Source organism: Bacillus sp. LJBS06 (assembly GCF_016924995.1).
GTDB classification, from domain to species: domain Bacteria; phylum Bacillota; class Bacilli; order Bacillales; family Bacillaceae; genus Bacillus; species Bacillus stercoris.
Map to the genome: position 1 here is coordinate 2,467,528 of NZ_CP070483.1, position 12,381 is coordinate 2,479,908.

Annotated in this window: 17 protein-coding genes; all 17 read right to left on the reverse strand. The window is 44.4% G+C overall.

Going from position 1 to position 12,381, the window contains the following annotated elements:
* Positions 1 to 84: 84 nt before the first annotated feature.
* The 17 genes from JQX68_RS12445 to JQX68_RS12525 all read right to left on the reverse strand — a co-directional run bounded on the left by JQX68_RS12445 (position 85) and on the right by JQX68_RS12525 (position 12,271).
* Positions 85 to 975 carry a polyprenyl synthetase family protein gene (locus JQX68_RS12445; protein WP_014664560.1) on the reverse strand — a complete coding sequence of 297 codons (891 nt, stop codon included), beginning with the start codon at positions 973 to 975 and terminating at the stop codon, positions 85 to 87.
* A complete protein-coding gene (locus JQX68_RS12450; RefSeq protein ID WP_147772225.1) occupies positions 965 to 1,219 on the reverse strand; it encodes an exodeoxyribonuclease VII small subunit in 255 nt (84 codons plus the stop codon). Before JQX68_RS12450 ends, JQX68_RS12445 begins: the two co-directional genes overlap by 11 nt.
* Positions 1,216 to 2,562 carry an exodeoxyribonuclease VII large subunit gene (gene xseA, locus JQX68_RS12455; protein WP_128422312.1) on the reverse strand — a complete coding sequence of 449 codons (1,347 nt, stop codon included), beginning with the start codon at positions 2,560 to 2,562 and terminating at the stop codon, positions 1,216 to 1,218. The genes JQX68_RS12450 and xseA overlap by 4 nt, the downstream gene beginning before the upstream one ends.
* A 139-nt stretch (positions 2,563 to 2,701) precedes the next feature.
* Positions 2,702 to 3,553 (reverse strand): bifunctional methylenetetrahydrofolate dehydrogenase/methenyltetrahydrofolate cyclohydrolase FolD, encoded by an 852-nt coding sequence (gene folD, locus JQX68_RS12460; RefSeq protein WP_003226403.1) that lies wholly within the window; start codon positions 3,551 to 3,553, stop codon positions 2,702 to 2,704.
* Between the two features lie 11 nt (positions 3,554 to 3,564).
* On the reverse strand, positions 3,565 to 3,960 hold the full coding sequence (gene nusB / locus JQX68_RS12465; RefSeq protein WP_014664562.1) for a transcription antitermination factor NusB: 396 nt from the start codon (positions 3,958 to 3,960) through the stop codon (positions 3,565 to 3,567).
* Positions 3,961 to 4,222: 262 nt separating this feature from the next.
* Positions 4,223 to 4,630 carry a fatty acid biosynthesis protein YqhY gene (yqhY, locus tag JQX68_RS12470; RefSeq protein WP_147772226.1) on the reverse strand — a complete coding sequence of 136 codons (408 nt, stop codon included), beginning with the start codon at positions 4,628 to 4,630 and terminating at the stop codon, positions 4,223 to 4,225.
* A 20-nt stretch (positions 4,631 to 4,650) separates the two neighbouring features.
* Positions 4,651 to 6,003, reverse strand: a complete 1,353-nt coding sequence (gene accC / locus JQX68_RS12475; protein WP_014664563.1) for an acetyl-CoA carboxylase biotin carboxylase subunit — start codon at positions 6,001 to 6,003, stop codon at positions 4,651 to 4,653.
* Between the two features lie 11 nt (positions 6,004 to 6,014).
* The gene (accB, locus tag JQX68_RS12480; RefSeq protein ID WP_014664564.1) at positions 6,015 to 6,497 is read right to left on the reverse strand and encodes an acetyl-CoA carboxylase biotin carboxyl carrier protein; all 483 of its coding nucleotides are present in this window, start codon (positions 6,495 to 6,497) and stop codon (positions 6,015 to 6,017) included.
* A 156-nt stretch (positions 6,498 to 6,653) separates the two neighbouring features.
* Positions 6,654 to 7,310, reverse strand: coding sequence for a stage III sporulation ratchet engulfment protein SpoIIIAH (spoIIIAH, locus tag JQX68_RS12485; protein WP_003230250.1), 657 nt, complete (start codon positions 7,308 to 7,310; stop codon positions 6,654 to 6,656).
* Positions 7,311 to 8,000: a stage III sporulation protein AG gene (gene spoIIIAG / locus JQX68_RS12490; protein ID WP_040082663.1), complete on the reverse strand. Its 690-nt coding sequence runs from the start codon at positions 7,998 to 8,000 to the stop codon at positions 7,311 to 7,313.
* Positions 7,993 to 8,613, reverse strand: a complete 621-nt coding sequence (gene spoIIIAF, locus JQX68_RS12495; RefSeq protein WP_040082662.1) for a stage III sporulation protein AF — start codon at positions 8,611 to 8,613, stop codon at positions 7,993 to 7,995. The genes spoIIIAG and spoIIIAF overlap by 8 nt, the downstream gene beginning before the upstream one ends.
* Positions 8,614 to 8,626: 13 nt before the next feature.
* Entirely contained in the window at positions 8,627 to 9,826 is a 1,200-nt protein-coding gene (gene spoIIIAE, locus JQX68_RS12500) for a stage III sporulation protein AE (protein ID WP_014664567.1), read from the reverse strand.
* 18 nt (positions 9,827 to 9,844) lie between these two features.
* The gene (gene spoIIIAD, locus JQX68_RS12505; protein ID WP_003230228.1) at positions 9,845 to 10,246 is read right to left on the reverse strand and encodes a stage III sporulation protein AD; all 402 of its coding nucleotides are present in this window, start codon (positions 10,244 to 10,246) and stop codon (positions 9,845 to 9,847) included.
* A gap of 6 nt (positions 10,247 to 10,252) precedes the next feature.
* The gene (spoIIIAC, locus tag JQX68_RS12510) at positions 10,253 to 10,459 is read right to left on the reverse strand and encodes a stage III sporulation protein AC (protein WP_003153142.1); all 207 of its coding nucleotides are present in this window, start codon (positions 10,457 to 10,459) and stop codon (positions 10,253 to 10,255) included.
* A 22-nt stretch (positions 10,460 to 10,481) separates the two neighbouring features.
* On the reverse strand, positions 10,482 to 10,997 hold the full coding sequence (spoIIIAB, locus tag JQX68_RS12515; protein WP_071578607.1) for a stage III sporulation protein SpoIIIAB: 516 nt from the start codon (positions 10,995 to 10,997) through the stop codon (positions 10,482 to 10,484).
* Positions 10,991 to 11,914, reverse strand: a complete 924-nt coding sequence (spoIIIAA, locus tag JQX68_RS12520) for a stage III sporulation protein AA (RefSeq protein WP_147772227.1) — start codon at positions 11,912 to 11,914, stop codon at positions 10,991 to 10,993. Before spoIIIAA ends, spoIIIAB begins: the two co-directional genes overlap by 7 nt.
* 75 nt (positions 11,915 to 11,989) lie before the next feature.
* Positions 11,990 to 12,271, reverse strand: a complete 282-nt coding sequence (locus JQX68_RS12525) for a YqhV family protein (protein WP_014664571.1) — start codon at positions 12,269 to 12,271, stop codon at positions 11,990 to 11,992.
* Between the last annotated feature and the right edge of the window lie 110 nt (positions 12,272 to 12,381).

The window sequence follows — 12,381 nt, forward strand, 5'->3', positions numbered from 1 at the left end:
ACAAACGCGCTTTCCTTTTCATTTTTCATATAAACTGCTTACATTTTACCATATCTCGTGCAGCCGCTTCAAATTAGGATCGTTTTAGTGATCTCTTGCCGCAATTAAATCACAAAGCTCATACAAAAGGTCTTGTTGAAGAGAGAGTCCGCCGATTAATCGCTTCGCCTCTTTTATATGAGCATCCAATTTACGTTTGGCCCCTTCCAGTGAAAGAAGTGACGGGTAAGTCGATTTGTCATTTGTGGTATCCGAGCCGACACGTTTGCCGATTTTCTCTTCACTGCCTTCTAAATCTAAAATATCGTCTCTGATTTGAAAACCGATTCCAATGTGGCTGCTGAAGGTACGCAGGGTTTCAATGTCTTCCTCAGGTGCATCCGCCAAAATCGCGCCGGCGATTACACAAAAACCTAGAAGCTTGGCAGTTTTCCGTTCATGAATGGATTCCAGCTCTTCAAGCGTGACTTGGCGGTTTTCCGCTTCCATATCAGCGACTTGTCCCCCGACCATGCCCTCGGTGCCTGCCGCTGAAATCAGTTCATTGACAAGCCGAAGGCGCTTTTCTGCTGACACCTCGTCTGACACGTGGGAGGTGATGAGCTTAAAGCTTTCCGTGAGCAGTCCGTCACCCGCTAATACTGCTGTCGCTTCACCAAATACTTTATGATTTGTCGGCTTCCCGCGGCGCAAATCGTCATCATCCATGCATGGAAGATCATCATGAATTAGCGAATACGTGTGAATCATTTCGACAGCACAGCCGACCGGAATGCCGTCTTGTTCGCTTTTTCCATATGCGTTTAATACAGCCAGTACAATCAGAGGACGCAACCGCTTTCCGCCGGCCTCTAGAGAATACAGCATAGATTTCTTTAATGAGTCCGGCATATCAAGCTTTTCTGTATAGACAGAAAGCTGATTTTCAATTGTTTTTTTCCGGTCCGCCAGAAAACTCGTTAATTTATTTGTCACCTTCGTCTTCCTCCTGAACACTGAAAGGTGCCAGTTCGCCGTCTTCTTTTAAAATGAAGTCCATTTGCTTTTCGACTTTTTGCAGCTTTTCATGGCACATTTTGGATAAAGCCATGCCTTCTTGGAAATAGTTAATCGCTTGCTCTAGAGGCACATCCCCCTCTTCAAGCTTTGAGACAATGCTCTCAAGCCCTTTCATCGCTTCTTCAAATGTCATGTTTCCATTTTTTTTCACGTCTGTCATTTTTCTTCCCCTCTCTTTTCTAATACTTCACAGGCCAGCACGCCATCCGTCAGCTTCACTTCTAGCCGGTCCTTCTCTTCTATCTGATTGACACTTTTAATGAGTTTATCTTCTTTATAAGCAAGACTGTATCCTCTTTCCATCACTTGAAGAGGACTTAGTGCATTCAGCTTGCCAAGAACTGTTTGGAATTGGGAATGCAGCTGCTTCATTTGGATATTCATATTTTTTCTCAGCTGATTTGTTTGTTCCTCGTAGCGTGTTTTCGCTTGCTTCAGCTGTTCATGAGGATGCAGCGCCTCTAATCTGTACGTTTCCCGCTCCAACTGTCTGCTTTTCCGATCTAAAAGAGCGGTCAGCTGTGCTTGAAACTGCTGGTACGCGAGGTCAAACTGCTGCTCTTTTTGCGCATACAATCGCTTTGGAAAACGAAAGGCATAGGACGATTGCAGCGTTTGAATCCGTTCTTTTTTCTGGCCGAGATGCTGCTGCATCGCTCTTGTCATCCTGACTTCCGCTGTTTTTGTCCGTTCGATTAAATCAGTGGTATGAGGCACGGCAATCTCAGCTGCCCCTGTCGGCGTCGCTGCTCTGATATCTGCGACAAAATCACTGATCGTAAAATCCGTCTCATGCCCAACTGCCGATATAATTGGAATATTGGAAGCAAAGATTGCGCGAGCTACAATTTCTTCATTGAATGCCCACAGTTCTTCTATCGAACCGCCGCCTCTCCCGACAATTAATATGTCGCACATCTCTTTTTCATTTGCTTCTTCAATGCGCGTAACGATGGATCTGCTCGCATTTTCGCCTTGTACGAGCGCTGGAAGAACAATGACTTTCACAAGGGGATATCTTCTTTTTAGAGTTGTAATAACGTCTCTGACAGCGGCACCCGTTGGAGATGTCACAACCCCGATTGTGGCTGGAAATGCGGGGATTTGTTTTTTGTAGCGGTCGTCAAATAAACCTTCTCCGGCAAGCTTCTTTTTTAATTCTTCGTACGCTAAATAAAGCGCTCCGACCCCGTCAGGCTGCATTTCTTTGGCATATAATTGATAGTTTCCGCTCGGTTCATATACGGAAATTCCGCCTCTGACCAGCACTTTCATACCGTTTTCAGGTTTAAAAGGCAGACGCTCGCTTTGTCTCGCGAACATCACCGACTGCATTCTTGCGTTTTCGTCTTTCAAAGTGAAATAAATGTGGCCTCGTGTGTGTATCTTTACATTCGATAATTCGCCTTTAATCCAAATATTTTCAAGGTGAGGATCTACATCGAATTTTCGTTTTATATACTTCGTCAGCGCTGAGACGGTAACATACGCTGCTTCACCCATGTCTAAAAACTCCTCTCCTAAGCATTCCTGCACCATAACTAAAGAAAAACCCGCCCTGGCTTTAGGAGCCTGAAGAAGCGGGTATCGTGCTCATATTCAAGGCGGGCAATACGCCCCGCCTGTGAATATCTCCAATTATCTATGATAACGTACGTTTCGCAGATTTAACAGTATTATGCGCAAGCATCGTGATGGTCATCGGACCTACTCCGCCTGGAACCGGCGTGATGAAGGATGCTTTTTCCTTTGCCCCTTCAAATTCAACGTCTCCGCAAAGCTTTCCGCTTTCCAGACGATTAACGCCGACGTCAATGACAACAGCGCCCTCTTTGATCTGGTCTGCACTGATGAAGTTGGCTCTTCCCACTGCCACCACCAGGATGTCCGCTTTTTTCGTATGCTCAGTAATATTTTCTGTTCTTGAATGACAGTAAGTAACCGTCGCGTTTTCATTTAATAAAAGCTGGCCGACAGGTTTGCCGACAATGTTGCTTCGGCCGACTACAACAACCTCTTTACCGGAAAGGTCGATATTGGTTTTCTTCAAAAGCTCAACAATTCCATGAGGCGTGCAAGGGAGAAACGTATCTTCACCAAGCAGCATTTTCCCTACGTTTAACGGATGAAACCCGTCTACATCTTTATCAGGAGAGATACGTTCGATCACCGCTTTTTCAGAAATATGATCTGGAAGCGGAAGCTGAACGAGAATGCCGTGAAACTCAGGGTCTTGGTTATATTGATCAATAATGGAAAGCAGTTCAGCTTCGGTGAGGCTGCTGTCAAATTGATCGAGCTTGAAATTCATTCCCATTGTTTCAGCCGCTTTTTTCTTTCCTCGCACGTAAGAGTGAGAAGCAGGATCATCTCCAATCAAAATAACCGCCAGTCCAGGAGTGACACCTTGCTTTTTAAGCTCTTCTACCTCTTTTGCCAATTGTTCGCGTTTTTCTCTAGCCGTTTCTTTTCCGTCGATGATTGTTGCAGTCATTTTCTTTCCTCCTATGATTGTTCAATATCAGATTTAATGTTAGAAAGAACCCCATTTACAAACTTTGTCGCTTTGTCATCACCAAACCGTTTTGCCAGCTCAATCGCTTCGTTCATGGAGACATTCACCGGAATGTCTTCGGCATATGCCATTTCATATGCTGCCAGGCGCAAAATCGCACGGTCAACATTGGCTATCCGATCGAGCTTCCAATTCACCAGATGCTTGGAGATCATTTCATCTAGCTGGTCTTGGTGTTCCAATACCCCGTATACAAGCTGTTCAAAGAAAGGATCTGTTTTTTCTTCATCCAGTGCGTGTTCTATGGCTTCATTCACTGCAATATCGCTGACATCAATTTGAAATAGTGCCTGCAAAGCTTTTTCTCTTGCTGTTCTTCTTTTCATTTTCTTTCTCCTTTGATCCTCTTTATCCGCTTGTCGTTAAGCCACAAAGAGATCATAACATATTTTTTTCGTATCCGCATATTGAAATCAAGGTTTTTTCACCCTATTACCGAATATTTTCATAAACCTTAATATGATCATTCGGATTTCACGTTCATGAAGAAACTCGGCTTTTGAGCCGGCTTTCTTCATGCTTTGAAATAAAGGGTAACGTGTAAAAAAACCAAAGGGCCGCCCTCCCCTTGGTTTCGTGTTAAGCCATTTACATTTCTTCGTCGATTTGGACTTCCTGGGCTTTTGTGTCAAATTGAATGCCGACGATGTGAATATTAATCTCGTTAATCGAAAGAGACGTCATATTTAATAAGGTTTGACGAATGTTTTCCTGAACGGACGCTGCAACTTTCGGAATCGAAACGCCAAATGTAACGACACAGTATACATCGATCGTAATTCCGGCATCCGCCAGGTCGACTTTGACGCCTTTGCCATGATTCACTTTGCCAAAGCGCTCGACGACGCCTGTCGCAAAGTTTCCGCGCATTTCGGCAACCCCATCAACTTCTGATGCTGCAATGCCGGCAATGACCTCAATGACCTCCGGTGCAATCTCAACCTTACCTAAATGCGTATCTTCTTGATCCATTTTAAGCAAGCTGTTGTCTTTCATTCAATTCACCTCCGTAAAAATTATGAGCCCATTACATCATATGTTTCTAAAAATTTCGTATTAAACTCTCCGCTCACAAATGTTTCGTGTTCAAGCAGTTTTAAATGGAACGGGATTGTTGTCTCAATGCCTTCGATGACGAATTCGCTCAATGCGCGTTTCATGCGGGCAATTGCTTCATCCCTCGTTTTTCCGTATGTGATTACCTTTGCAATCATGCTGTCATAGTACGGCGGGATGGAATAGCCCGGGTACGCAGCTGAATCGACGCGGACACCAAGACCGCCAGGAGGCAGGTACATTTTAATTTCACCAGGTGACGGCATGAAATTTTTACTTGGGTTTTCTGCGTTGATTCGGCATTCGATGGACCAGCCTTCAAATTCAACATCTTCTTGCTTAAGGTCCAGTTCCATTCCTGATGCCACCTTGATTTGTTCCTTAATCAGGTCCGTTCCCGTCACCATTTCTGTGACTGGGTGCTCTACCTGGATTCTCGTGTTCATTTCCATGAAGTAATAGCGCTGTTCATTGTAGTCATAGATAAATTCAACTGTTCCAGCACCTGTGTAGCCAACCGCTTTTGCAGCCTTTACTGCTGCATCTCCCATCTGCTCCCTGATTTCTGAATCAAGGGCTGGAGATGGTGATTCTTCCAAAAGCTTTTGCAGGCGTCTTTGGATCGAGCAGTCGCGTTCTCCCAAATGGATGGTGTTTCCGTAGTTATCGGCAAGCACTTGGATTTCAACATGGCGAAAATCTTCTATGTATTTTTCGATGTATACGCCTGGATTTCCGAATGCTGTTGCAGCTTCCTGCTGTGTAATCTTAATGCCATTAATCAGTTCCTCTTCAGTGCGGGCAACTCTGATTCCTTTTCCGCCTCCGCCTGCGGTGGCTTTTATAATTACAGGATACCCAATTTCATTAGCAAGCGAAACCGCTTCTTCCACATTTTCTATAATTCCCTGTGAACCCGGTACGATTGGCACGCCGGCCTGTTTCATCGTTTCCCGCGCAACGTCTTTTGTTCCCATTTTTGAAATGGCGTCAGCGCTCGGGCCGACAAACGTGACATTCACTTCTTCACATAATTCAGCGAAATCAGCATTTTCAGCTAAAAATCCATATCCCGGATGAATAGCGTCCGTGCCAGTCAGCTTTGCAACACTCACAATATTTGTAACGTTTAAATAGCTGTCTTTTGATGCTTTTGGCCCGATACAAAAAGCTTCATCGGCCATTTGAACATGAAGGGCATCTTTATCAGCTTCTGAATAAACAGCGACAGTCTCAATACCGAGCTCTCTGCAGGCTCTGATGATTCTGACAGCAATTTCTCCTCTGTTGGCGATCAATAGCTTTTTAATCATGTTCAGTCTCCTTACTCTGCTTTTACAAGAAATAGAGGTTGTCCGTATTCGACCAGCTGGCCGTTTTCTACTAATACTTCAACGATTTCGCCTTTCACTTCTGCTTCGATTTCGTTGAAAAGCTTCATCGCTTCTACAATGCAGACAACTGTGTTTTCATTCACTTTTGAACCGGCTGTTACATACGGGCCAGCTTCCGGTGATGAAGATGCATAAAATGTTCCTACCATTGGTGAAGTGATTTTATGTAGATTCTCATCTTGCTTTGGTGCTTCTTGGGCAGGTGCAGACGCTGCTTGCTGCGCTTGCGGCTGAACTGCCTGCGGAGCCTGTGCCTGTACAGGTGCTGCCGGCGCCTGCTGCATGACTTGAACAGTGCCTGCTTCGTGTTTTTTCAGTTTTAAGGATACACCTTCATTTTCATATACGAATTCGTCAATTGTAGACTCGTCAATTGCTTTAATCAGCTCGTGGATTTCTTTGATATTTAACATTCAATCGCACTCCTATGTATGAAATTTCTTTTTTTATAGGTTACTACTAAAAGTACATACTATGTTCATCTTACAGGAGCGGACTTTTGAATTCAACTCTAATATGATAGCAACGCAAAAAGCCCGCTTGTTTAGCGGGCTTTTTTCTCCTCATTCTTATTTAGAGGGTTCAAATGTGACAGCGACATCTTTCATTGTTTTGATTTCTTTTGCAACAAGGTCGATAATGGCTGTCGCCTTCGATTTGGAGTGTTTGTCTGATTTGACTGTAATATTGATTTTATCTCCTTCAGCATTGACGAGCGCATCCTCGTAACCTTGTGTTTTAATCAGCGTTTCCAGCTGTTTTTCTGTTCCTTCCACTTCACTGAGAGCCGTCATTTTATCGTATGCTTCGCTTTTCTCCTTGGCTGTTGCATCATCGCTTGACACAATGGCATTCAGCTCTTCTCTTTCTTTGCTTCTGGCATCTTCTAAATCAAGACGGTACGTCGTAAATAGATCATCATCGGCTGTTTCCGTAACAACAGTTCCTTTTTCACTGGCTTCAGCGGATGTTTCCTTGTCTGCTGATGAATCTTTCGTTCCCTTTGTTCCATCTTCTTTTCCTTTTTCAGTTTCTGTACCGCTTTTTTCCTTCGTGTCTTGCTTGGCAGGCGCTTTTTCAGTTGCGACCTCTCCACTGTCAGACGCGCTTTTTTCACTTTGCATTTGCACGGCGTTTTTGCTTTCCGGCGACATGATATAGTAGACGCTTAACACCACGACAAGACTGAGCATTGTTAATAGCCAAACGGTTTGTTTTTTAAGCATTTATGAATCCTCCTTTATTTTTTTAGGGGCAACCGCAACCCGGTGGCTTGGAACATCCAGGACCCGTGTCACCGCTTCAATAATGGTTTGTTTTATTTGAACGTTGTCCACTCCTTGAGCAACAACGAGTACACCCCGTATATCAGGTTTTTTCGTTTGGACGACGACTGGTGTTTCTTTATCGCCGTTTTTGATCATGACGATTTCTTCCTCCGATGTCTGGTCTGTAACACTTCTTGTTCCGCCTTCTTTGTCTGTTTCTTCAGTGGTCGTATTTTTATTTGATTTGTTTTTTTCATATACTTTCAGGGACGTTGCATCAACATTCACGACAACCGAGACATCATCCACTCCAATGATTGTTTCAAGAATTTCTTTCAGCTGATTTTCGTATTCTTTTTCATAATCATCGATCGAGTTTTTAGGCTCATCAGATTTTGAGGCTTTAAACACTTCAGCTGTTTTCTCTTTGCTGCCTCCAGAATTTTGTGAGGATACGGCCGTTATCGTTTTGGCGTTTTCTGTTTTCTCAGGTGAAGAAAACAACTGGCTGACAAGCATAAAGGAAACTCCGAGAACAAAAACGAACAGAAAGTAATGATATTTGGTCAGCTTCGGCTTTTCGCCGTCCTTCGTTTGCCCCGGAAGAAACTGCTTTTTCAATACATTCCATAATCCGTTTTTATTCATTGCCGACACTCTCCCCGCCTTCCATATGAACCGTAATTTTCTTACTTCCGATTTCCCAAATGTCCGCGAGCTGCGTTTGGATCTGTTTGGCTTCTTTTTGTTCGGCTGCTTCTTTCGTTACGTATGCATGATCTGTATCAATGTGGACCGGCGCGACCGTTTGGACCGTTTTTTCAGAAGACGGGGCCATATACACGCTGATTGTTTTAATATCCTCTTCTGAATCTACCTTTTCTCCTGCCGTGAGTTTGATGCTGCCTACTTTATATTCATCATGACTGAATCTCTCCTCCGCTTTCTTTTTTAGTTGGACAGCCATTTCTTCTAGAATATATGCGCGCTGGGAAGCTTGTATTTCTATTTTTTTTGAATTGATTTGATTTTTTATGTCGGCAGACTCTGATTGCTCGTTTTTTGTGAGGTATTCAAAGATGACTTCGGGGTCTGTCTTGAAAAGTTTAAAAATTGGCGTAAGCATGACGACAATCAAGAGCAGGCTGACTACCATTTTTGCGTACTTTTGCATGCTGGAGCTTGGCAGCAGCATATCAATCACAATTGCAAATAGGATAAACAACACGATGGTGGTAAGCCATTCTGTTAAAAAACTCATTCGCCTGCCTCCTTTATTTCATCATCATTGTGAGGTTCCCGGCTGTGATTATGACAGTAAGGCTTAAAAAAAACATGAGGGACACAATGGCGAGAGCTGCAAAAATATAGATGACGCTTTTGCTGATGACGTCGAGGCAGGTGATGACGGGCCCGCCTCCAAGCGGCTGAAGAATCGCGGCTGCCAGCTTATAAATAAAAGCGAGGGAAAGCACTTTGATTGCCGGAAATGCCGCGATACAGATCAAAATAGCGACACCCAGAATCCCTACCGTATTTTTCAGCAGTAAGGAGGCGCTGATTACTGTATCTGTTGCGTCTGTAAACATCCGGCCAAGCACTGGAATAAAATTTCCGGTTATGAATTTAGCCGTCCTGAGCGTAATGCCGTCTGTCACTGCAGCTGAGGCTCCCTGAACAGAGATGACGCCGAGAAAGATGGTAAGAAAAACAGCCAGTGCTCCGATGGCGATATTTCTGAGCAGGTTGGCCAGCTGCGTTACTTTGTATTGTTCGGTCATTGTGCTGACAATGCTCAGAATCGCTGATAAGAAAATCAGCGGCATGACGATATTTTGAATCAAGAGGCCGCTCGTGTTCATCAGAAAGAGGATAACAGGATGAAAGAAGGCAGCAGATACAGCTCCGCCTGAGGAAGCCAAAAGCGCCAAGAGGAGCGGAATGAGTGCCAGGATAAAGCTGGTCATCGTCTGAATGGCCTCAGTTGCATAATTGATTGCCACATGAAAGCTGTTCAGCGCAAGGATAATCAGCACCATGTACACAATTGAGTATGCAACCTTACTGACAGTGCTTTGCTGAAACGCATTTTGCAGAAGCTGCAGAATGACGCAAAAAATCGTGAGCAAAATCAATGTGCCCAGCAGCTTTCCATTGGCTAGCACTTCATGGAACAAATAAGAAAAGAGAGCTTTCAGCCATTCTTGCGGTGAGAATGATTTCTCGCCGTTGATAAACTCGATTAAGCTGCCTTTTTGGCTTTCCGGCAGCAGTCCGCCGTATTCTGTCATAATATCATTCCAAAATTCTCCGATCTTATCTGTTTCAAGCGAGGCTGCTGTCCTTTCCGCTAATTGCTCGGCCGTTTCAGCATGATCTTCCGTTTGTTCGTCATTACCGGCTGCTTGTACAATTTCTGCACGCCCTGCTATGATCAGCACGGCCAAAAGCAAAACCCATTGAAAACGCTTCAATCTACCGCCTCCTTTCGGTTATGACATAGAAGGTATGAGTCCGAGAATCGTTTCGATAATGACGGTTAAAATAGGCACAGCCATAACGAGAATTAAAATTTTCCCCGCCAATTCTATTTTCGAGGCGATGGCTCCTTGACCGGCATCTTTTGTGAGCTGTGCCCCGAATTCAGCAATATAGGCGATTCCGATAATCTTTAAAATGGTTTCAACATAGACCATGTTGACATTTGCATTAATCGCGATTTTTTCTATCATTCGTATAATGTCGTAGATTTGGTCTACTAAATAAAGAAAAATGGCACATCCGGCAAAAACGACGATTAAAAAAGCAAAAGTCGGCTTTTGTTCTTTTACTATTAAAGAAAGGAAGGTGGCGATCAGCCCTAAACCTACAATTTGAACAATGTCAATCTGCAAGCCCCCCTATCCTTGGAATAAAAACACAGCTTTTATCTTTTTAAATAGGTCATCTACAATGGTGGCCACCATAAATAAAATATAGATAAAACCTAACAGCGTCACCCACTGAGCGTATTCTTTCTTGCCCATCTGATCCAATATCGTGTGTAAAAAAGCGACCACGATTCCCACTCCGGCGATTTGAAATATGACATTCACATCTACTCCCATTTTATTTTTGCTCCCCTCATGTTTACATCAATAGAAGAATGAGTAACAAGCCCGCTAAAAAGCCCAAACTTTTTATCATCTTTTCGTTTTTCGCTTGCGCCTGCTCAGCATCCGCTTCTGAGGCTTCCAAATGTGTCAGCGCCAGCTTGATGTGCTTTTGCTGTGAGATTCGATCATGAATCCCGAGCGTCTCGCCAAACTGCTTTAGCACCTCGTATTCGCTTTTTTTCAAAGACATGGTGTCCCATACCTTTTTTAAGCTTTGCTCCCACGCCGTTTTCGCGGAATCGCTTCCCTTTTCCAGCTGATCACTGAATGCGGAAAAAAGAGCTGAAACAGGCTGTGCGAGCTGCTTGGCAATCTGCTGTGAAGCGGTATGAAGCGGTGTATGGCCGTACATGATTTCAGCCTCGAGGGATTGAAGCGCCGCACGCAGCTGGCGGATTTGCCGCGGCCGTTCTGTATAAATCTTCGCCATCTCAAAACCTGTCCATGTTGTCGCTACCACAATGAATACTGCGCCCAGCAGCTTCAGCATGTTTTCACGTCCGTCGTCCTAGACAGCACATGTCCGTCTTTGTCATAAATGCGGCTCACTGTGCCCGGCCCTTTTGCTCTTGATAATTCCAAATAGCGGTCAAAGGCTCTTTCTTCCCACAAACGCTTCAATGAAGGCCGCTTCATGAGATCGGATATGCTCCAGCCATGCGCCGATACGATTACTGAAACACCTGCATGCAACGCCTCCAGAAGCGCATCTGTATCCTCCATACGCCCGATTTCATCGACAATCATCACCTCAGGACTCATGGATCGAATCATCATCATCAGCCCCTCAGCCTTTGGACAGGCGTCTAATACGTCAATTCTCTGTCCAAATTGATGCTGCGGAATGCCGCGCAGACATCCGGCAATTTCTGACCGTTCATCGACGATGCCTGTCTTTACGGGCAGCATGCGGTTTTTGCCGGTGCTCGAGAGCCTCGCAAGGTCCCGAAGAAGTGTTGTTTTGCCGGTTTGGGGCGGTCCGATAATCAGCGTATTCAGCCAGCTGGTTTGATATAAGTACGGAAGCAGCGGCTCCGCAATCCCCAGCTTTTGCCTGGCAATTCGTATATTAAAAGATGCGATGTCACGGAGTCCTTTCACACCTCCGTTTTCCGTAATGACTCTGCCTGCCAGTCCGACTCTGTGACCGCCTCTGATCGTGACATACCCTTTCTTCAGCTCTTCTTCAAGTGTATACATGCTATAGTTGCTGAGCCGGCTCAGGATCAGATGGGCATCCTCGGCCGTACCCGCATAGGATAAAAAAACAGGTTGTCCTTTTCGAATCAATTCAATAGGGCGGTTGACCCGGATTCTGACTTCTTCGATTTCCAGCCATTGTTGTTCCGGTATTTCAGAAAGGGCGTTTTTCATGGATTCAGGGAGAACCTCAGCGATTTCATTCAACAGAGCCTCCTCCTTTCTACCGATTGGCTTCTTTAAAATGTATGATGTGAGGCAGACTTTATGACAAGCCTCTCCTTATTTATGAACACCCGCCAAAATCAAAACAACACCCGTGAAAATCAGAATCAGCTTTGCATACGAAAGCTGCCCGGCAATTTGGTAGATTCCGACTGTCATCGTAATGATAAAAATCAACGGCCCTACAATTGCAAGAATGCTGTTAACCACAACCGCCTTCCGGACATCGTTTGTCACAAGCATGATAATGGCTGCAGTCAGCTCAATCATAGAGGATAAAACTCGTAATCCCGCCATTGTTAAAACAGTAGAATTGATATTTCCAAGAAAAAATTTCATAGCACTCTCCCAACCTCCTGTTTTTTTATATGATATGCTCTAGCTTGCTGAAGTAGTCTTGTCATTTTCGTATAAAAGAAAGATTCTGTTTTTGGGCACAAAAAAAGCCT

Excerpts from the sequence above, each read along its gene's own strand:
- spoIIIAF (WP_040082662.1), bottom strand. The coding sequence starts at position 8,613 with ATGAGTTTTTTAACAGAATGGCTTACCACCATCGTGTTGTTTATCCTA.
- JQX68_RS12525 (WP_014664571.1), bottom strand. The coding sequence starts at position 12,271 with ATGAAATTTTTTCTTGGAAATATCAATTCTACTGTTTTAACAATGGCG.
- xseA (WP_128422312.1), bottom strand. The coding sequence starts at position 2,562 with ATGGGTGAAGCAGCGTATGTTACCGTCTCAGCGCTGACGAAGTATATA.
- folD (WP_003226403.1), bottom strand. The coding sequence starts at position 3,553 with ATGACTGCAACAATCATCGACGGAAAAGAAACGGCTAGAGAAAAACGC.
- accC (WP_014664563.1), bottom strand. The coding sequence starts at position 6,003 with ATGATTAAAAAGCTATTGATCGCCAACAGAGGAGAAATTGCTGTCAGA.
- spoIIIAG (WP_040082663.1), bottom strand. The coding sequence starts at position 8,000 with ATGAATAAAAACGGATTATGGAATGTATTGAAAAAGCAGTTTCTTCCG.
- accB (WP_014664564.1), bottom strand. The coding sequence starts at position 6,497 with ATGTTAAATATCAAAGAAATCCACGAGCTGATTAAAGCAATTGACGAG.
- spoIIIAH (WP_003230250.1), bottom strand. The coding sequence starts at position 7,310 with ATGCTTAAAAAACAAACCGTTTGGCTATTAACAATGCTCAGTCTTGTC.
- JQX68_RS12450 (WP_147772225.1), bottom strand. The coding sequence starts at position 1,219 with ATGACAGACGTGAAAAAAAATGGAAACATGACATTTGAAGAAGCGATG.
- yqhY (WP_147772226.1), bottom strand. The coding sequence starts at position 4,630 with ATGAAAGACAACAGCTTGCTTAAAATGGATCAAGAAGATACGCATTTA.
- spoIIIAB (WP_071578607.1), bottom strand. The coding sequence starts at position 10,997 with ATGCTGAAGCTGCTGGGCGCAGTATTCATTGTGGTAGCGACAACATGG.
- nusB (WP_014664562.1), bottom strand. The coding sequence starts at position 3,960 with ATGAAAAGAAGAACAGCAAGAGAAAAAGCTTTGCAGGCACTATTTCAA.
- spoIIIAC (WP_003153142.1), bottom strand. The coding sequence starts at position 10,459 with ATGGGAGTAGATGTGAATGTCATATTTCAAATCGCCGGAGTGGGAATC.